16 protein-coding genes are annotated in these 18,565 nt (G+C 58.4%); 7 read left to right on the forward strand and 9 right to left on the reverse strand.

Annotation, left to right across the window (positions count from 1 at the left end; genetic code table 11):
* Positions 1-114: 114 nt before the first annotated feature.
* Positions 115-981, reverse strand: coding sequence for a glutathione-dependent disulfide-bond oxidoreductase (gene yghU / locus HCK03_RS03600; protein WP_133600923.1), 867 nt, complete (start codon positions 979-981; stop codon positions 115-117).
* Positions 982-1,126: 145 nt separating this feature from the next.
* Positions 1,127-1,687 carry a DsbA family protein gene (locus tag HCK03_RS03605; protein ID WP_076946638.1) on the reverse strand — a complete coding sequence of 187 codons (561 nt, stop codon included), beginning with the start codon at positions 1,685-1,687 and terminating at the stop codon, positions 1,127-1,129.
* A gap of 221 nt (positions 1,688-1,908) precedes the next feature.
* Between HCK03_RS03605 and gss the strand changes: the two genes are divergently transcribed.
* Positions 1,909-3,780 (forward strand): bifunctional glutathionylspermidine amidase/synthase, encoded by a 1,872-nt coding sequence (gene gss, locus HCK03_RS03610; protein ID WP_143966446.1) that lies wholly within the window; start codon positions 1,909-1,911, stop codon positions 3,778-3,780.
* Between the two features lie 131 nt (positions 3,781-3,911).
* A complete protein-coding gene (locus HCK03_RS03615) occupies positions 3,912-5,093 on the forward strand; it encodes an aminotransferase-like domain-containing protein (RefSeq protein ID WP_115191870.1) in 1,182 nt (393 codons plus the stop codon).
* Between the two features lie 291 nt (positions 5,094-5,384).
* On the opposite strand, the gene HCK03_RS03620 is transcribed toward HCK03_RS03615, so the two are convergent.
* The 7 genes from HCK03_RS03620 to HCK03_RS03650 all read right to left on the reverse strand — a co-directional run bounded on the left by HCK03_RS03620 (position 5,385) and on the right by HCK03_RS03650 (position 12,983).
* A complete protein-coding gene (locus HCK03_RS03620; protein ID WP_045856893.1) occupies positions 5,385-5,573 on the reverse strand; it encodes a hypothetical protein in 189 nt (62 codons plus the stop codon).
* 208 nt (positions 5,574-5,781) lie between these two features.
* The gene (locus tag HCK03_RS03625; protein WP_041147250.1) at positions 5,782-6,117 is read right to left on the reverse strand and encodes a hypothetical protein; all 336 of its coding nucleotides are present in this window, start codon (positions 6,115-6,117) and stop codon (positions 5,782-5,784) included.
* Positions 6,118-6,211: 94 nt separating this feature from the next.
* Positions 6,212-7,012 carry a hypothetical protein gene (locus HCK03_RS03630; protein WP_083708728.1) on the reverse strand — a complete coding sequence of 267 codons (801 nt, stop codon included), beginning with the start codon at positions 7,010-7,012 and terminating at the stop codon, positions 6,212-6,214.
* A gap of 122 nt (positions 7,013-7,134) precedes the next feature.
* Positions 7,135-8,667 carry a DHA2 family efflux MFS transporter permease subunit gene (locus HCK03_RS03635; protein WP_167691153.1) on the reverse strand — a complete coding sequence of 511 codons (1,533 nt, stop codon included), beginning with the start codon at positions 8,665-8,667 and terminating at the stop codon, positions 7,135-7,137.
* Between the two features lie 10 nt (positions 8,668-8,677).
* Complete coding sequence (locus HCK03_RS03640) at positions 8,678-9,694, reverse strand: HlyD family secretion protein (protein WP_076946643.1); 1,017 nt, start codon at positions 9,692-9,694, stop codon at positions 8,678-8,680.
* A gap of 367 nt (positions 9,695-10,061) precedes the next feature.
* Positions 10,062-11,444 carry an aspartate aminotransferase family protein gene (locus tag HCK03_RS03645; protein ID WP_167691154.1) on the reverse strand — a complete coding sequence of 461 codons (1,383 nt, stop codon included), beginning with the start codon at positions 11,442-11,444 and terminating at the stop codon, positions 10,062-10,064.
* A 48-nt stretch (positions 11,445-11,492) separates the two neighbouring features.
* Positions 11,493-12,983, reverse strand: coding sequence for an aldehyde dehydrogenase (locus HCK03_RS03650; protein WP_167691155.1), 1,491 nt, complete (start codon positions 12,981-12,983; stop codon positions 11,493-11,495).
* Positions 12,984-13,513: 530 nt separating this feature from the next.
* Between HCK03_RS03650 and HCK03_RS03655 the strand changes: the two genes are divergently transcribed.
* From HCK03_RS03655 to argE, 5 genes are all read left to right on the forward strand, one after another.
* Positions 13,514-14,443 carry a LysR family transcriptional regulator gene (locus HCK03_RS03655; RefSeq protein WP_041147246.1) on the forward strand — a complete coding sequence of 310 codons (930 nt, stop codon included), beginning with the start codon at positions 13,514-13,516 and terminating at the stop codon, positions 14,441-14,443.
* A 344-nt stretch (positions 14,444-14,787) separates the two neighbouring features.
* Positions 14,788-16,053: a flavin-containing monooxygenase gene (locus tag HCK03_RS03660; protein WP_115191875.1), complete on the forward strand. Its 1,266-nt coding sequence runs from the start codon at positions 14,788-14,790 to the stop codon at positions 16,051-16,053.
* Between the two features lie 28 nt (positions 16,054-16,081).
* On the forward strand, positions 16,082-16,504 hold the full coding sequence (locus HCK03_RS03665) for a RidA family protein (RefSeq protein ID WP_041147244.1): 423 nt from the start codon (positions 16,082-16,084) through the stop codon (positions 16,502-16,504).
* 9 nt (positions 16,505-16,513) lie between these two features.
* Positions 16,514-17,188 (forward strand): DUF1028 domain-containing protein, encoded by a 675-nt coding sequence (locus HCK03_RS03670; RefSeq protein WP_076946646.1) that lies wholly within the window; start codon positions 16,514-16,516, stop codon positions 17,186-17,188.
* Positions 17,181-18,332, forward strand: coding sequence for an acetylornithine deacetylase (gene argE / locus HCK03_RS03675; protein WP_167691156.1), 1,152 nt, complete (start codon positions 17,181-17,183; stop codon positions 18,330-18,332). Before HCK03_RS03670 ends, argE begins: the two co-directional genes overlap by 8 nt.
* Positions 18,333-18,565: the final 233 nt, after the last annotated feature.

The raw sequence follows: 18,565 nt of genomic DNA on the forward strand, positions 1-18,565 counted from the left end.
CGATTATGGATTTCTTTAAAGAGGGGAGTTCCGGCACCGCGATGCGCTACTTTATGGCGGGATAGCGCCTGGAGCGCTAATAGCCGAAGGCCGAAGCCTTCGGCTGGGATGGCCTTATGCCTGGCGCTTGTCTTCGGTTTGGCTGTCGAAATCGCTGGCGCTATGGCGCTCGTGGAGCTGCTCGTTTAGCGGGCCGTTGGTGCGGTTAACGATCCGTCCGCGCTGCACCGCCGGACGGCTGCCGACCTCCTGCGCCCAGCGCAGAACGTTTTTATAGCTGCCGGCGTCGAGGAATTCGGCAGCGTTGTAGACGCCTCCGAGCACTACGTTGCCGTACCACGGCCAGATAGCCATATCGGCGATGGTGTACTCTTCTCCGGCGACGTAGCGGTTATCGGCGAGCCGCTTATCCAGCACGTCGAGCTGACGCTTGGCTTCCATGGTGAAGCGGTCGATGGCGTACTCGATTTTCACCGGCGCGTAGTTGAAGAAGTGGCCAAAGCCGCCGCCGAGGAACGGCGCGGCGCCCTGCAGCCAGAACAGCCAGTTCAGCGTCTCGGTGCGCCCGGCCGGATCTTTTGGCAGGAAGAAACCGAACTTCTCCGCGAGATAAAGCAGAATGCTGCCGGACTCAAACACGCGGGTTGGCGGGGTGGTTGAGCGATCGCTCAGCGCCGGGATTTTTGAGTTCGGGTTCACCGCAACAAAGCCGCTTGAGAACTGATCGCCCTCGCCGATCCGAATCAGCCAGGCGTCATACTCCGCATCGCTCACGCCGAGCGCCAGCAGCTCTTCCAGCAGGATCGTCACCTTCTGGCCGTTAGGCGTGCCCAGGGAGTAAAGCTGAAGCGGATGTGAGCCGACCGGCAGCTCTTGCTCATGCGTTGCGCCGGAGACAGGACGGTTGATGTTGGCGAACGCGCCGCCGTTGTTCTGCTTCCATTCCCACACTTTCGGGGGTTGGTAGTTATTCTCTGACATGCTGGTCTGCCTTTGTAGTGAGGTGTTCAGGGAGTGTAGCAGGTGGCGTAGTAAGGATTTAACAGTGTGAGGCTTATTCACCCGCTGGCGATATTCCCGGACGGTTTCCCCGGCCGCGTTACGCTCACCGGGGCAGCGCCCTAACTCAGGCCATTATCCGCGCGGCCCAGACGCTGATATCGTCGCCGCTGCCGAGATCCGCCTGCACCAGCCCGTTGACCATAAAGGTTGGCGACACGTGGATGCCGTTCTGGCGCGCATATTTGCTGTGCCATTTGATCTCCGCCTGCAGCTCAGGGCGGGCGAACGCTGCGGAAAGCAGAACGTGGCTGTAGCGCTCGATACGCTCAACGATTTGCTGCGGAGTGGCGTTCATATTCGGCCCGCTGCAGTGATCGGTAAATTCGAACTCTTCGCGATGGTCGGCCACGGCTTGTAGCACCTTATGCGCCTGCTCTCTGCCGTGCGGCAGGGTGGAGGCCGCCAGAATACAGCGCACGATGACCCCCGAGAACATATGCCAGGGCTGGGACTGCAGGCGAATTTTAATGGTCACGTTATCCGCGCCGACCTCGTCGAGCAGGTCGTCGAGCTTATTGAATGCGCGTACCGAATAGGGGCAGGTCGGCTCCAGGAAAACCTCGAAGGTGCGCGGGCCATGTCCCCAGACCAGCGGTTGCGCTTGCAGATGCGGTTGTGTGCTCATAATCAACTCCTGACGTTAATTCGCTATTTGTTGTTATATCTCAGATAAACGATATCACTTTTGCCCTGCGGCGCAGGGTTATTTTCCGTAAGGGCACAATTAGCGAATCGAATGAGTGGTATCATCATTCCACCTCTGTCTGGTAAGTGCCTGCGGCAGGATAAGAAGAGGGAGTTTTGTTCCGCCAACTGCCCGGGCTGCATTAATTTGAGGTCAGGCTAATGAGCAAAGGATCGACAAGCAGTGATGCCCCTTTTGGTACATTGTTAGGCTACGCGCCGGGCGGCGTGGCAATCTATTCATCGAACTACAGCAGCTTAAATCCGCAAGATTATCCGGATGACGCCACGTTCCGCAGCTATATCAATAACGAGTATATGGGGCACAAATGGCAGTGCGTCGAGTTCGCGCGCCGCTTCCTGTTTCTCACCTACGGTTTCGTCTTCACCGACGTCGGCATGGCGTATGAAATCTTCTCTCTGCGCTTTCTGCGCGAAGTGGTTAACGACAATATTCTGCCGCTGCAGGCCTTTGCCAACGGCTCGCGTCGTGCGCCGATGGCCGGCTCCCTGCTGATCTGGCAGAAGGGCGGCGAGTTCAAGCATACCGGCCACGTGGCGGTGATTACGCAGCTGGTGGGCAATAAGGTCAGGATCGCCGAGCAAAACGTTATCCACACGCCGCTGCCGCAGGGCCAGCAGTGGACGCGGGAGCTCACCCTCGAGGTGCACAACGGCGTCTATACCCTCAAAGATACCTTCGCCGACACCGAGATCCTTGGCTGGATGATCCAGACCGCCGATACCGAGCACAGCCTGGCGCAGCCGGTGCTGCCGGGCGAAGCGCTGGCCATTCGCGGTGCCCGCCTGCCGAACAACGGACAGTTTCGCGGCAGGTGGCTGAACGAGAAAGACACGCTGCAGAAAGCCTACGTTGACGCCAACGGCCACTTTATTAACGCCGACCCTTACCAGTATTTCACCATTACCGAAAGCGCCGAGCAGGAGCTGATCAAAGCAACCAACGAGCTGCATTTGATGTACCTGCACGCCACCGATAAGGTGATGAAAGACGACGGCCTGCTGGCGCTGTTCGATATCCCCAAAATTCTCTGGCCGCGTCTGCGCCTCTCATGGCAGCGACGTCGCCATCATATGATCACCGGCCGCATGGATTTCTGCATGGACGAGCGCGGGCTGAAGGTCTATGAATACAACGCCGACTCCGCCTCCTGCCATACCGAAGGCGGGATGATCCTCGAGCAGTGGCTGAAGCAGGGCTACTACGGCAGCGGTCATAATCCGGCGGAAGATCTGCTGGATGAGCTGGCGGGCGCGTGGAAGCACAGCCGGGCGCGGCCTTTTGTGCACATCATGCAGGATAAGGATCTGGAGGAGAACTACCACGCGCTGTTTATCCAGCGTTCGCTCACCCAGGCCGGCTTCGAGAGCAAAATCCTCTTTGGCCTTGATGAGCTGCGCTGGGATGCCGCCGGGCAGCTGATTGACGGCGACGGGCGGCTGGTTAACTGCGTCTGGAAAACCTGGGCATGGGAAACCGCTATCGAGCAGGTGCGCGAGGTCAGCGCCGACGAGTACGCCGCCGTGCCGATCCGCACCGGCCATCCGCAAAACGAGGTGCGGCTGATTGACGTCCTGCTGCGCCCCGAGGTGCTGGTATTCGAACCGCTGTGGACGGTGATCCCCGGCAACAAGGCGATTCTGCCGGTGCTGTGGTCGCTGTTCCCGAATCATCGCTATCTGCTGGATACCGACTTTGTCGTCAACGACGAGCTGGCGAAAACCGGCTATGCGGTTAAGCCTATCTCCGGGCGCTGCGGCAACAATATCGACCTGATTGGCCCCGACGACGAGGTGCTGGATAAGACCAGCGGGCAGTTTGTCGATCGCAAAAATATTTATCAGCAGCTGTGGTGCCTGCCGAAAGTGGATGGTAAATACATTCAGGTATGCACCTTTACCGTTGGCGGCAACTACGGCGGCACCTGCCTGCGCGGCGATGATTCGCTGGTGGTCAAAAAAGAGAGCGATATTGAACCGTTAATTGTGCTGAAAGACAACGAGAGACGATAGTTTCGCCGGCGCCGAATCGCAGGGGCCGTAAAATCCCCGGTAAGCATAGCGCTGCCGGGGATTTTGGGTAAAAATTGGTACTAAATAGTTAACAAACCACAACAACAAGACAGACAAAAAAGGAAAATAATATGCACGATCGGCGACTCGCCGCCCGCGCGGGTGAACTCAAGCCCTCCGCCGTCCGCGAACTTCTCAAGCACAGTAAACTCCCCGGCGTTATCTCACTGGGTGGTGGGATCCCGGCTCCGGAGCTGTTTGATACCGAAGGTCTGAATCTGGCGGTGCAGCAGGTGATGAGCGGGCGTTTCAACGATGCGTTCCAGTACGGATTGACCGAAGGCTATCCGCCGCTGCGTCAGGCCGTCAGCGAACTGTGTCAGGCGCGCGGCGTTGCCTGTCCGGCAAGCCATGTCTATATCACCTCCGGTTCGCAGCAGTCTTTGGATATCGTCGCGCGTACGCTGCTCGATCCGGGCGATGCGATCGTCGTCGAGCGCCCGACCTATCTGGCTGCGCTGCAGGTGTTCCAGCTGGCTCAGGCGAATATCCTCAGCGTCGATACCGATGACGACGGCATGCTGGTGGAACAGCTGGCGGATCTGCTGGAGACGACTAAGGTCAAGGCCGTGTACCTGGTGCCCACCTTCGGCAACCCGGGCGGAAAAACCCTCAGCGCCGATCGCCGCCGTCGGGTGGTTGAGCTGGCGAAGCAGCATGATTTCGTGATTATCGAAGACGATCCCTACGGCGAAATCAGCTTTACCGACGAAGTCCGCCGCCCGCTCTACCAGTACGCGCAGGAGCTCGGCTGTGAAGACCAGGTGGTCTACACCTCGACGTTCTCCAAGATCCTCGCCCCGGGCATGCGCATTGGCTGGATTGTGATGCCGGACTGGCTGGCGCAGCAGACGGTGATCGTCAAGCAGGCGGCGGATCTCCACACCAACATGCTGTCGCAGGTGATCACCGCGGAATACCTGGCGATGAACCGCCTGGAGAACCAGATAGCCCTGATTCGCGAAGACTATCGCAAGAAGTGCGTCGCGCTGGCCGATGCCCTGGAGAGCCAGCTTGGCGAGCATCTGGAGTTCAGCCGTCCCAAAGGCGGCATGTTCCTGTGGGCCCGTTTCCGCTATCCGTTCGATACCATGCAATGGATGAAAAAGACCCTCGAAAACGGCGTGGTCTACGTGCCGGGCGAAGCGTTCTATAACGACAATCCGGATACCCGCACGCTGCGCCTCTCCTACTCAACGGTGTCGGAAGCGGGTCTGCTGACCGCCGTCGAACGCCTGGCAAAGTCGCTGTAATTACCGCGCTTTCACTCCGCGTCGCGAGACGGCGCGGAGCCTTCACGCTTTCCCGCACCGCGGCGAGTGAGCAGATTGGCTGAAGTGGCTCGGGTGCTGCAGGAACAGCCCGTAGCGCTTCACGATGAGCGCACACGGGCATGTAGAATAAAAGAGGGGGGAGCTGCGCGCCGGAGGTTAATCCTGCTCGCTGATGCGATCGTCAAGCCAGATCAGCATTAATGAAGAGAGAAAAGCAACTGCTGCTGTGCCAATAAATAGCAACATAAGAAATACCTCAGAGGTTTTTAATTATTTTTCTAATTTTACCGGTGAGTGGGTGTTTTTGTCGGAGATGGTGATTTTGGTGGCGTGCTGGGATGTCGCGAGGGTGAAAAAATCATCGGCATCAATATCAAAGTTAAGAACTATTTCCTTATATTTCCCGCAGTTAATTAATTCTTTGGCTTCTTTCATACTACCGGCTGTAATAGTAGGCATCGTTTTATCTCGTTTGAAAAACTGACAAGCAAAATAAAAGCTTGTGCGTATCAGATCAACTACTTTTTTATGACCGCGAGCAATATATGGTTTCTTTATAATTTAAAGAAGAAATCACTGGCGAAACGGGAATAGAAGGCAGGTCGCCAGCAACCACGACCTGCCCTACGGGCTAAAAGGCGTACGCCATGGTCAGCTTGCGGCTGGCTTAATCCTGCTTCTTCTCGCCCATCAGCTGATAGCAGCGCTGCCGGTCTTCGCGGCTCGCGCGTTGCTCATCCGGGCTAAGCTGCTGCCACGTTTGCCGCATTTTTTCACCCAGAGCCGGAATGTAGCGGATCTTGTGCAGGGCATAATCCGAATTACCGCCTTCGACAACACTTTCCATATCGTGAAGGAATGCGCGGCTGTCGTGATGATCGATGAGGCAGAAAACCGAGCGATAGTAGGCTTCGTCTTCTTCAGAGTAGCGTGGCGTAAACCACCAGACGACCAGGGCTGCCAGCGCCAGGAGTGGAACAATAAAGCGTAGTTTCTTCAGCATGAGTGACTTGAGAGGGAGTACTGGAGGCGTAGTGTACCCGCTAAAGAAACGGGATGTCATCCCGAAGGCGCCTTCCGCCTCCGGCTGATGGATATCAGAGCTGGTATTGCCAGGCCAGCAGGATGCGCTTATCGGCCTCATCAAGGTAGGTGTTGTTATCCTGAACGTACGTCAGCACCTTCACCGCGTTATGCTCGGTGAGGTTATAACCGAGGCCGAGACCGCCGAAGTAGCCTTTATAGTTGTCACCCGCGTCGCTTTTCGAACCATAAGAGCCGCCCAGGAAGCCGATCATCCGCAGATTCTGCGTCAGCGGTTTGAGGACAAAGGCGCCGAGATAGCCGCTGCTGCCGGAGATATTGGTTGATTCAAAACCATTTTCCGGCGACGGCATGCCGCTAAAATCGGACTGCGAGCAGGCCTTATGCTTATCGGCATTGCAGGCCATGCGATCGCCGGTGTTGTAGCTATAGCCGGCCATCGGGAATATCTGGAAGCCTGCGGGCTCAATACCAAAGAAGCTCAGCGGCACAAAGGTGCCGATGGAGTAGTTGGTCTGCGACGCGTCGCCGGGGTACTCATTTTTGCCGAAATTGAAGTTAAAGATCCCAATCGGAAACAGCCACGAACCGCCAACGCGCCATTCGGAAGCATCGCTGTTGATCCGCACGTTGATTTTCCGGGCCTGGTCCAAGGCCAGCGAACCGGAGAAGGCGAGGTTGCTGTCATCCATTGCATAGTTATCGGACCAGGCGATGCCGACCCTGGTGGTGACCCGGGTTGGGTCATCAGCCGATTTTTCGGCGTTGGTTTTGACTTGTCCCGTTTGCGCCAGCAGCGCGCCGGGAAGCAGGCCGATGCAGAGCGTCAAAAGGGGCAGGAGTGGTATGCGCATTCAGGGTATCCAGGGTAACGATTGTCATGTGAAAATAAAAATAACGCGCCACTGTACAGGCCGCCGCTCCTCGCCAGGAGGCGCTTTTTATTTATTTTTGTATTTCACCTGCGCCGCGATCTTTATTTGGCGGGATGCTTCACGGGTTTTGAAAATAGCAGCACCAGCGGCACTAAAATAAAGCACAGGAACATCATCAGGCGGAAGTCCTGATAATAGGCCAGCACCATCGCCTGGCGCGTGACCTCGCCGTTAATGGCCACGAGTCCGGGCAGGTGATGAATATTGTAAGCGCCCGCTTGCATATCGTGCTGCAGAGCCTTATTGAACGGATTAATAAAGCCGGAAAATAGCATGTGGTTACGCTGGGACTGCTGCGCCAGATAGGTCGTCACCACCGAAATACCGATGCTGCTGCCGATATTGCGAATCAGCGAATAGAGCGCGGTGCCCTCGGTGCGATACTGCGGCTGCAGCGTGGAGAAGGTCAGCGTCGAAAGCGGCACGAAGGTTAATCCCATCCCCACGCCCTGCACCACGCCGGAGCTGACGATATCCCACGGGCTCATCCACATGGCGTAGCGCGTCATCATCCACAGCGAAGCCGCCATAATGACGATCCCCACGGTAATGACGTGGCGCATATCGACTTTGCCCGCCATTCGCCCGACCAGCATCATGCTGAACATGGTGCCAAAACCGCGCGGCGTCATCAGCAGGCCGACGTCAATGACCGGATATCCCATCAGCCCCTGCAGCAGCGGCGGCATCAGCGCCATGGTCGCCAGCAGGATCGTCCCGACCACAAAACTGAACAGCAGGCCGACGACAAAGTTCTTATCGCGGAAAATCGCCGGGTCGATAAAGGGTTTTTTAATCGTAAAAATATGCACCACAAACAGATACAGCGTCAGCGCCGCCAGCACCGCTTCAGTGATTATCTCGCCGCTGGCAAACCACGCCTTTGACTCGCCGCGATCGAGGAAGAGCTGCAGGCTGCCGATGGCAACGCTGAGGAAAAAGAATCCCAGCAGATCGAACCGGCGGGTGCTATCGATCGGCGTTTCGGTGACGAAGGTGCTAATGCCCAGCCACGCGAGGACGCCGAAGGGAATATTGATATAGAACACCCAGCGCCAGCTGTAGTATTCGGTCAGCCAGCCGCCGAGGGCCGGGCCGAGGATCGGGCCAACCATAACCCCCATCCCCCACATTGCCATCGCGGAGCCCTGTTTCTCCGGCGGCCAGCTGTCTAACATGACCGATTGCGAGAGCGGCACCAGGCTGGCGCCAAAAATCCCCTGCAGCAGGCGAAAGAGCACAATCTGATTCAGCGACTGGGCGGCGCCGCACAGCATCGAAGCGACGGTGAAGCCGATGACCGAAATAACGAACAGACGTTTGCGGCCGATGCGGGCGGAGATAAAACCGGTCAGCGGCATGGCGATGGCCGCGGCGACGATATAGGAGGTGAGCACCCACGAGGTTTGATCCTGAGTGGCTCCCATCGCGCCCTGCATATGCGGCAGGGCAACGTTGGCAATCGTGGTATCCAGCGCCTGCATGATGGTCGCCAGCATCACCGAGAAGGTGATGAGCAGGCGGCGATCGACGGAGCTACTTTTACGCGGCGGGGCGAGGGTGGTATCAGACATAGTCACCTCGTTACGACGCACGGCCGGCGTCAGACCGGGTGTCAATTTTTATGGTGGCGCTCAGGCCCGCCCGCAGCTGCGGCTGCCGGGCATCGGTCTGCAGGTGAATACGTACCGGAATACGCTGGGTCACCTTCACCCAGTTACCGGTGGCATTTTCGGCGGGAATTACCGCATACTCCGCGCCGGTGGCCGGGCTGATGCTGCTGACCTTGCCGTGCCAGGTCACGCCCGGAGCGTAATCAACGCTGATCTCCGCCTGCTGGTTATTGCGAATATGGGTCAGATCTTTCTCGGTAAAATTGGCCTCGATATAGAGGTTGGCATCGGAGACCAAAAGCATCGCCGTGGTACCGTCCTGCACGTATTCGCCGGTTTGTAATACCCGGGTTATGGTGCCGGAGGCGGGAGCGTATTCATTAACGTGGCGTAGATTATTTTTGGCCGTATTGAGCTCAGCCAGCGCTTTCTTATAACGCGGGTGCTGCTGTAGCGGCATATTAATATCCCCGCCAAAGCTGTCGGCCACTTCCTGGAGCTGCTTCTTCAACATGTTGACCTCAAGGGCCATAAGCAGCGTTTTCTGATGCGCGCCGTCCAGATCGGAGGCCGAGACGTAGCCTGGCCCGTTCAGACGATGCAGGCGCGCCTCTTCACGGCGAGCGTACTCGTGCTGGCTTTGGGAAACCTGAATATTGGCCTGCTTGCTTTGATACTGCGACTTAATGGTTTTCAAATCGATGATCGTACTATTGAGATCCGATTCCGCTTCGGCAACGGCGAGCTGATAGGGCCTGGCATCGACGCTGAACAGAAGGTCGCCTTTATTCACGTGCTGGTTTTCTTTCACCAGCACCTTTACCACCCGACCCGCGACTTCGGCGCTGATATCGGTTTTATCGGCCTTCACGTAGGCATTATCTGTTTCAACGTAGTGACCGTTGGCAAAATAGCACCAGCCGCCCGCCGCCAGCCCCAGAGCCGGTACGACGAGCAGCAGCATTAAACGCAGCTTTTTAATATTCATATTGCGGGTCTCTTTATTATGGCGATATCGATAGCCGGGTCCGGTCGTCGCACTTTGGGCGCCGGGCGGGGATTCGATATTTCATGGCACAGCATAAATAGCGATACGTACCGCTATATCTTGCAGAGAAGATCGATCGGCAATGAGTGAATGTCGCCAGAGGTGGTTGATGGAGTGAAATAATAGTTAGCAAGCTTATTATAAACTAAGCAGCACGTGCTATTTGCAGTTTAAAAATAAACCGCAGACGGGGCGTTGGTTTGTGCGGAAATTAGCGGGCGCGCGTTTTTGCGGGTTAATCGCTTTATTTATCGAGAGAAGGGCAGGCCCCCCGGCGCCTGTGGCGGCGCGGGGGGAAGAGGATAATTTACAGCAGGCCGGCTTCCTTCGCCGTACGGTCGATAGCGCGTTTGGTCTTCTCGACCAGCTCATCCAGCTCGCTGCGTCCGGCGATCAGCGCCGGCGCCATGATCATCCGCCCCAGGGTCGAGCGAATAATGACTCCCTCCTCAAAACCGATGGTTCGGCAGCGCCAGGCCAGCTCGTTCTCGTTGGCGAAGCGGCGGCGGGTGCTTTTATCTTCCGCGAACTGCAGGGCCGCGACGAGGCCGGTACCCTGAACTTCGCCGATCAGCGGGTGATTGTCGAATACCTCCCGCAGCGTTTTCTGCAGATACGGGCCGGTGTTGTCGCGCACGTTGGTGACGTGGTTTTCGTCACGCAGCGCTTTGAGGTTGGCGATCGCCACCGCGGCGGCAACGGGGTGGCCGGAGTAGGTCAGACCGTGGGCGAAGACGCCGCCTTTCTCAACCAGCACTTCCGCCATGCGCTTGCTCAGCACCAGGCCGCCCATCGGCACGTACCCGGAGGTCAGCCCTTTGGCGATGGACAGCGTATCCGGCTCGAAGCCGAAGTACTGATGCGCGAACCACTCGCCGGTGCGGCCAAAGCCGCCAATGACCTCATCGGCGCACAGCAGGACGTCGTACTTCCGGCAAATACGCTGAATTTCAGGCCAGTAGCTTTCCGGCGGGAAAATCATCCCGCCCGCGCCCTGGAACGGCTCGGCGATAAAACCGGCCACGTTTTCCGCGCCCAGCTCGACTATTTTCTCCTCGAGCTGGCCGGCGCAGCGCAGGCCAAACTCGTGCGGCGTCAGGCTGCCGCCGTGCATGTACCAGTAGGGTTCGTCGATATGGGCCACGTCGGGGATCATGCCGCCCATGGTGTGCATCGCCTTCATCCCGCCCAGCGCGGTGGCGGCGAGGGTTGAGCCGTGATAGCCGTTCCAGCGGCCAATCATCACCTTCTTCTGCGGCTTGTCGAGGATCTGCCAGTAGCGGCGAACGGTGCGGATCAGCACTTCGTTCGATTCAGAACCCGAGTTGGTGTAAATCGCGTGGCTGTAGTGCGGCGGCAGCAGGCTGAACAGCAGCTCGGAGAGCTCGATCACCGTCGGGTGGGTGGTGTGGAAGAACATATTGTAATAGGGCAGTTTAGCGAACTGCTGCGCCGCCGCATCCGCCAGATCCTGGCGGCTGTAGCCAAGCTGGGTGCACCACAGGCCGGACATGCCGTCGAGGTATTTGTTGCCGTCGTTATCCCAAAGGTACAGACCCTCCCCGCGGACCATCACGCGAGGCCCCTCGGCGTTCAGCGCCTTCTGGTCGAGAAAGGCGTGGATATGGTGCGCGGCATCGGCGCTCTGGTAGTCCGGGGTGCTGCGCTGCGGGTTATTCGGGGTAGTCATCTTCTCTCTCCTGTAAGCGGAATCTAAAAATGCGAAAGCTGCCGGGTGCTAGCGAAACTGGAACCAGGTCGTTTTGAGGCTGGTGAATTTGTCAAAGGCGTGCAGCGACAGGTCGCGGCCAAAGCCAGACTGCTTATTGCCGCCAAACGGCACGCTGACGTCCAGCGCGTCGACGGTATTCACCGAAACTGTCCCGGCGTTAAGCATTCCGGCAACGCGATGGGCGCGGTGGAGATCGTCGGTCCACACCGAGGCGGCGAGGGCGTAGATGTGCTGATTGGCCAGGGTGATGGCCTGCTGCTCGTCGTCAAAAGGCATGACGGCAAGCACCGGGCCGAAAATCTCCTCCTGCCACAGGGAGGAGGCGGTATCTGCGGCTTCAATCAGCGTCGGTTCCACGTAGTTGGCGACGCCGTCAATCTCAATCTCATGACCGCCGAGGAGGACGCGGGCACCGGCGCGCTCGGCGGCGCGGATGGCGCTTATCACCTTTTGCGCATGCGCCGCGCTGACCATGGCGCCCATTTTGGCTGCAGGCTCGAAGGGGTGAGAGGGCGCCCACGCCTGCATTTTCTCCTGCAGCTTAGCGATAAATTCGGCGTAAATCGTCCGCTCGACCAGCAGGCGAGAGTTAGCCGAGCAGACCTCGCCCTGGTTGAAGCAGATGCCGAAAGCCGCTTTTTCGGCGGCCAGATCGAGATCCTTGCAGTCGGCGAAGATGATATTGGCGCTTTTGCCGCCGCACTCCAGCCAGACCTGCTTCAGATTGGACTGCGCGGAGTAGGCCATAAAGGCTTTGCCGACGGCGGTAGAGCCGGTGAAGGTGATGGTATCGACGTCGTTATGCAGGCCTAAGGCGCTGCCGGCTTCGGTCCCCAGGCCGGTGACGACGTTCAGCACGCCCGCCGGGAGGCCCGCCTCAAGCGCCAGCTCCGCCAGACGCAGCGCCGAAAACGGCGAGTTCTCCGAAGGTTTAAGGATCACGCTATTACCGGCCGCCAGCGCCGGGCCGAGCTTCCACGAGGCGAGGTCGAGCGGGAAGTTCCACGGCACGATGGCCGCCACGACGCCAATCGCTTCGCGGGTGATGGTGGCGAGAGAGCCTTTCCTGGCGGGGGCCACCTCGTCGTAAATCTTATCCACGCTTTCGGCGTACCACGAGAAAACGTGCGCCGCGCCGGGAACGTCGACGTTTAGCGCATCGTTGACCGGTTTACCCATGCTGACGCTCTCCAGCAGCGCCAGCTCTTCACGATGCGCGAGGATCAGCTCCGACAGCCGCAGCAGAACGGCCTTGCGCTCCTGCGCGGAGATCCCTGACCAGATGCCTGAGTCAAAGGCCTTACGGGAGGACTGGACGGCGACAGCAATATCTTCTGCCTGCAGCGCCGTGACCTCGGCGAGCAGCGCGTTGGAGGCGGGATTGATAACCGGGAAAACGCGGCGGCTTTGGGCGACGTAGGGCTGGCCATCGACGATGGCATGGCTGATAAAGCGCTGCGCCTGCAGCCTGCTGTGCCAAAAGTTTCTGTCGGTCATAAGCCTCTCCGTTATCGTGTTGCGTAATTGTTATTTATTTGTTGCCGTTAATTCATGATGCCGGAGGGGGAAGAAGTGAGAAAGGACTAAAAATCTAGGTAACCTCCATAAAAAACTTTGTTAGCCTGGTCGGGAGTCGCCGGCGCGCGGATCCTGCCGATGACGCTTTGCGTGATGTGGCTCAAAGGAATTCGCCATCTGAGATTTTAATGACCTGTAATTTAACGGATTTTATTTTCTAGGTGGGATTTTAGCGCCGGATGGTGATGGCGTTTCTGGAAAGCTTTAATGTTGTCAGATGGGGAGGTAAGGAACTAAAAAAATATAACCGGACTTTTTTAGCCACCGCCATAAAGCCGCTGCCCCGTGACGGCGTCGCCGTTTTCTTTACGCCTTCATGTTAATTTTCTGTAAAAATCTGACCGATGTCGGATTGTTGATCTTTATTTGTCGGCGGGGTTGCGCCCGAGGGGGAGCATCGTTTAATCCTATTCAGCTTATCTCTTTGCCTACAAAAAATAAGGTATCGCATGCCCCATTTCACCCTGAAACAGCTCAAATACTTTGTTGCCGTTGTCGAAGCTGAGAGCATTGCCGAAGCCTCCCGACAGCTCCATATCGCGCAGCCCTCTATCTCCATCGCGGTGAAAACCCTGGAAGATATGTTTGAGCAGCAGTTTTTTATTCGCCACCATGCGCAGGGGGTTTCCATGACCTCCAGCGGGCAGCGCTTCTATGAGAAAGCGAAGGAGCTGCTCCGGCTCTCGTACCAGTTCGAGCAAAACTCGAGGGCGGATAATGAGCTGGTCTCGGGGATTGTTTCTATCGGCTGTTTCGAGACCGCGGCGCCGCTCTACCTGCCGTCGCTTATCGCCGGGTTTAAGACTATTTATCCGGATATCACCATTAAAATTTACGATGGCGAGCAGCATGAAATAGCCCATGGCCTGCACCGCGGTCGCTTTGACCTGGCGTTTATGTACGATCTCGAGCTGGACGTTTCGATTCAGACCGAGAGCCTGAACGCGCCGCAAAAGCCCTACGCGCTGCTGCCGGCAAATCATCCGCTGGCGCAGCGGGCGTCGGTCAAGCTGTCGGAGCTGAGCCACCTGCCGATGGTGCTGCTGGACGTTGTCCCCAGCCGTAACTATTTCATCAGTATTTTCAAAGATAAAGGCTATAACCCTCAGGTGGCCTACAGCTCGCCGTCGATTGAGATGGTGCGCTGCATGGTCGGCCAGGGGCTGGGCTTTTCGGTTCTGGTGACCCGCCCGGTTTCTGATATCACCTACGACGGGCAGCAGGTGCGCTGCGTCGAGATTCAGGATGAGATGGCCAACTCGACGCTGGTGATGGCCCATCTGCGCAGCAGCGAGCCCACCAACCCCGCCAAACTGTTTATGGAATATTGCCGCAACGCGGTGCTCAGCCCGCCGGAGCAGGCGGCGCGGGTGGCCTGACCGGGGTTTTATTCAGCTCAGCGGCCCGCGCCCGCGCGGGTCTTTTTATATTTGGCGGCATATTTTCTGAATATAAAAAAACGATACTCTGCATATATTTTTTATATCCTCTCGGGTTGCCCCCCGCCGCGTTGCTAAATAAGCGCTAAGCACAAAATTATCCGGCGAATATTTTCCGCTAAAACCCGCTTTACCTTGTAGATTCAAGGTTCTGCACTCTGCATCACTATTTTATTCTCAGGTTCTAAATTTATAATAATTTACCTGTTTGTTACTGTTTATTAACCTCGGTCCTGCGCAGTGGTTTATTCCTGGCGATTGAACTCCATTCGAAGGACACATTTATGACCGTAGAAAAAACACAAATTGATACGCTGATTGTTGGCGGGGGTCAGGCCGGTATTGCCATGAGTGAGCATCTGACCCAGCTGGGGATCTCGCATCTGGTTATCGAGAAAAACCGTATTGCTGAGGCCTGGCGTACCGGGCGCTGGGATTCGCTGGTGGCGAACGGCCCGGCGTGGCACGACCGCTTCCCGGGAATGGAGTTTAAAGGCGGCCAGCCGGATAGCTTCATTCCCAAGGACGATGTGGCGCAGTACTTTGAAGATTACGTCAGGAAATTCTCCCTGCCGGTGCGTACCGGCGTGGAGGTAAAAAGCGCGGTTCGCAACAGCGGACGTCCCGGATTTACCGTTGAAACCACGGATGGGGTGATCGAAGCGCAGCGCATCGTTGCCGCGACCGGGCCGTTCCAGAAGCCGGTTATTCCGCCGATTGCGCCGAAAGAGGGCGACATTCATCAGATCCATTCCGCCAAATACTACAACCCTGAGCAGCTGCCCGCCGGCGCGGTGCTGGTGGTTGGCGCCGGCTCCTCCGGCGTGCAGATTGCCGATGAGCTCCAGCGCGCGGGTCGCCAGGTCTATCTCTCCGTTGGCGCCCACGACCGGCCGCCGCGCGCCTACCGCAACCGGGATTTCTGCTGGTGGCTGGGGGTGCTGGGACTGTGGGATGCCCCCGCCAGCGAGCCGGGGAAAGAGCACGTTACCATCGCGGTGAGCGGCGCCCACGGCGGGCGGACGGTGGATTTTCGCGAGCTGGCGCAGCGCGGCATCACCCTGGTCGGGCTGACGAAGGCGTTTGCATCCGGCGTCGCGACCTTCCAGCCGGATCTGTGCGACAACATCCGCCGCGGCGATGAAAACTACCTCTCGCTGCTGGACGCCGCTGACGCCTACGTTGCGGCCAACGGCCTCGATTTGCCGCCGGAGCCCGCGGCGCGTGAATTCTTAGCCGACCCGGCGTGCATGACGTCGCCGATCCTCTCTCTGGACCTGGCGCAGGCCGGCGTGACGAGCATCATCTGGGCGACCGGCTACGCCGTGGACTACGGCTGGCTCAACGTTAACGCCTTTAACGCGCAGAATCGCCCTCAGCACCAGCGCGGCGTCTCCAGCGAGCCGGGGGTCTATTTCCTCGGCCTGCCGTGGCTGTCACGCCGGGGTTCGACCTTTATCTGGGGCGTTTGGCACGACGCGAAGCACATCGCCGACCATATCGCGACCCAGCGGAAATACAGCCAGTACCGGGATGCCGGTCAGCGCTGAACTGTAGCTCTTAATCAGGATAAAAATGATGCCGACACATACCCGTATTCGCATGTTTAACACCAAAGAGACCTATCCCAATCAGACCCTGGACAACGATTTGTGCCAGGCCGTACGCGCCGGTAATACCGTCTACGTGCGCGGCCAGGTGGGCACGGATTTTGAAGGCAATCTGGTGGGGCTGGGCGACCCGCAGGCTCAGGCCGAGCAGGCGATGAAAAACGTCAAGCAGCTGCTGGAGGAGGCCGGAAGCGACCTTTCGCATATTGTGAAAACCACCACCTATATTATCGACCCGCGCTATCGCGAGCCGGTCTATCAGGAAGTTGGCAAGTGGCTGAAGGGCGTGTTTCCCATCTCCACCGGGCTGGTTATCTCAGGCCTGGCGCAGCCGCAGTGGCTGATGGAAATTGACGTGATCGCCGTGATCCCCGATGGCTATGTGAAATAAGGAGCCGCCATGACCTTTTCTATCGCGGCATTCTGCCCGGAAACCGGGCAGTTTGGCATCGCCATAAGCTCCTCCAGCATTGCCGTCGGCGCCCGCTGCCCGTGGCTGCAGGCGGGAGTCGGCGCGGTCTCCAGTCAGAACATTACCCTGCCTGCCCTCGGCCAGCTGACGCTCTCGCAGCTGGAGCAGGGGCTGGCGCCGGAAAAGGCGCTGCGTAAGGCGCTGGCAGAGGATGATTTCAGCCGCTATCGGCAGATTATCGCCATCAACGCCAGCGGGGAAACGGCCTCGTTTAGCGGCGATAAAACCCTCGGCATCTATCACGTTGCCGAAGGGGTAAACTGTATCGCCGGCGGCAATATGCTCGCCAGCACTGCGGTGGTTGAGGCGATGGTTGCCGAATTCCAGCAGGCCGAAGGGGAGATGGCGATGCGCCTGCTGGCCGCTCTCCAGGCGGGGCTGGCCCTCGGCGGCGAGGCCGGGCCGGTGCACTCTGCGGCGGTAAAAGTCGTGGATGATTACTCCTGGCCGCTGGTTGACCTGCGGGTTGACTGGCACGAACAGGATCCGATTGGCGAGCTTACCGCGCTGTGGCTGGCGTATGAGCCGCAGATGCAGGCCTATATTACGCGCGCGCTCGACCCGCGGGAGGCCCCCAGTTACGGAGTACCGGGTGATGAATAGTGACCTGAAACGGATCCTCGCGACGCTGCTGGCATTCGACACCACCAGCCGCGCATCTAATCTGCAGCTGATTAACTATATCGATGAGTATCTCCGCGGTTTTGGCATTGCCACGCGGCTTTTCTTTGATGAGGAAGGCAAAAAAGCCAACCTCTACGCCCGCTTTGGCCCGCAGGGGCCGGGGGGCGTGATGCTCTCGGGCCACACCGACGTGGTCCCGGTTGACGGGCAGCGCTGGACGGTGCCTCCGTTTGAACTCACCCTGCGCGACGACCTCTGCTACGGCCGCGGCAGCACCGATATGAAAGGCTTTATCGCCTGCGTGCTGGCCGCCGTTCCCGACTTTCTCTCCCAACCTTTACGCATGCCGCTGCATCTGGCCTTTTCCTACGATGAGGAGGTCGGCTGCCTTGGCGTACGCAGCCTGGTGGACCATCTTAAAGCCTCAAAGGACAAGCCGGCGCTGTGCATCATCGGCGAGCCTACGGAGATGCGTCCGGTCTACGGCCATAAGGGCAAGCTGGCCATGCGCTGTACGGTGCAGGGCAAGGCCTGCCACTCGGCCTACGCGCCCCACGGCGTCAACGCCATCGAGTATGCGGCAAAGCTGATTACCCGTTTAGGTACGCTTGGCGAAACGCTGGCGCAGACCCGGGATAGCCGCTTTGACCCGCCTTACAGCACGCTGCAGGTTGGGGTGATTCACGGCGGGGCGGCGCTCAATATCGTGCCGGAAAGCTGCCAGTTTGATTTTGAAATTCGCCATCTGCCGGAGGTCTCGCTCGAGCCGACCCTCGCCGAGCTGCACGGCTACGCTGCAGGCGAGCTGCTGACGTCGATGCGGGCGGTGGCGCCGCAGGCGGATATTACCTTTAGCCCGCTCAGCCGCTATCCTGGCCTGCTCAGCGACCCGCAGTCGGAGTTTGCCGGCTGGCTGGCGCAGTGGGCGCAAAGCGAGGCGTTTTCCACCGTGGCCTTCGGTACCGAGGGCGGCCTGTTCGATGAAGCCGGCGTAGCCACGCTGATCTGCGGGCCTGGAAGTATGGATCAAGGGCATAAGGCGGATGAGTTTATTGCCCTCGCTCAGCTGGAGAAGTGCCTGACGATGCTGGGTAATCTGCGCCGCTGGATGGTGCTGGCTTAACCTTTACGCGCCGGCATTAAGGCGCGTTTTTTTTATCTCTCCCCCCCCGACCTGCTCCTTTGCCACCTTCCTCCTGTTCCTGCGCTGCCCCGCACCCTGCTTCGTCGCCGTCCAGAGATAAAAAAACTCCGGATGGTTTATCCGGAGTCAGCAATGCGTACTGATATTCCCGTCATCTCTCAAGCCGCATGGCCGGCGCCTTCACCGGGCGCCTGCCTGAAGCTCGACTTATT

The organism is Klebsiella terrigena, from assembly GCF_012029655.1.
In the GTDB taxonomy this organism is placed as follows: domain Bacteria; phylum Pseudomonadota; class Gammaproteobacteria; order Enterobacterales; family Enterobacteriaceae; genus Klebsiella; species Klebsiella terrigena.

Excerpts from the sequence above, each read along its gene's own strand:
- HCK03_RS03640 (WP_076946643.1), bottom strand. The coding sequence starts at position 9,694 with ATGAATATTAAAAAGCTGCGTTTAATGCTGCTGCTCGTCGTACCGGCT.
- argE (WP_167691156.1), top strand. The coding sequence starts at position 17,181 with ATGAATAGTGACCTGAAACGGATCCTCGCGACGCTGCTGGCATTCGAC.
- HCK03_RS03660 (WP_115191875.1), top strand. The coding sequence starts at position 14,788 with ATGACCGTAGAAAAAACACAAATTGATACGCTGATTGTTGGCGGGGGT.
- HCK03_RS03645 (WP_167691154.1), bottom strand. The coding sequence starts at position 11,444 with ATGACTACCCCGAATAACCCGCAGCGCAGCACCCCGGACTACCAGAGC.
- yghU (WP_133600923.1), bottom strand. The coding sequence starts at position 981 with ATGTCAGAGAATAACTACCAACCCCCGAAAGTGTGGGAATGGAAGCAG.
- HCK03_RS03650 (WP_167691155.1), bottom strand. The coding sequence starts at position 12,983 with ATGACCGACAGAAACTTTTGGCACAGCAGGCTGCAGGCGCAGCGCTTT.
- HCK03_RS03655 (WP_041147246.1), top strand. The coding sequence starts at position 13,514 with ATGCCCCATTTCACCCTGAAACAGCTCAAATACTTTGTTGCCGTTGTC.
- HCK03_RS03620 (WP_045856893.1), bottom strand. The coding sequence starts at position 5,573 with ATGCCTACTATTACAGCCGGTAGTATGAAAGAAGCCAAAGAATTAATT.
- HCK03_RS03635 (WP_167691153.1), bottom strand. The coding sequence starts at position 8,667 with ATGTCTGATACCACCCTCGCCCCGCCGCGTAAAAGTAGCTCCGTCGAT.
- HCK03_RS03670 (WP_076946646.1), top strand. The coding sequence starts at position 16,514 with ATGACCTTTTCTATCGCGGCATTCTGCCCGGAAACCGGGCAGTTTGGC.
- HCK03_RS03615 (WP_115191870.1), top strand. The coding sequence starts at position 3,912 with ATGCACGATCGGCGACTCGCCGCCCGCGCGGGTGAACTCAAGCCCTCC.
- HCK03_RS03605 (WP_076946638.1), bottom strand. The coding sequence starts at position 1,687 with ATGAGCACACAACCGCATCTGCAAGCGCAACCGCTGGTCTGGGGACAT.
- HCK03_RS03625 (WP_041147250.1), bottom strand. The coding sequence starts at position 6,117 with ATGCTGAAGAAACTACGCTTTATTGTTCCACTCCTGGCGCTGGCAGCC.
- HCK03_RS03665 (WP_041147244.1), top strand. The coding sequence starts at position 16,082 with ATGCCGACACATACCCGTATTCGCATGTTTAACACCAAAGAGACCTAT.
- HCK03_RS03630 (WP_083708728.1), bottom strand. The coding sequence starts at position 7,012 with ATGCGCATACCACTCCTGCCCCTTTTGACGCTCTGCATCGGCCTGCTT.
- gss (WP_143966446.1), top strand. The coding sequence starts at position 1,909 with ATGAGCAAAGGATCGACAAGCAGTGATGCCCCTTTTGGTACATTGTTA.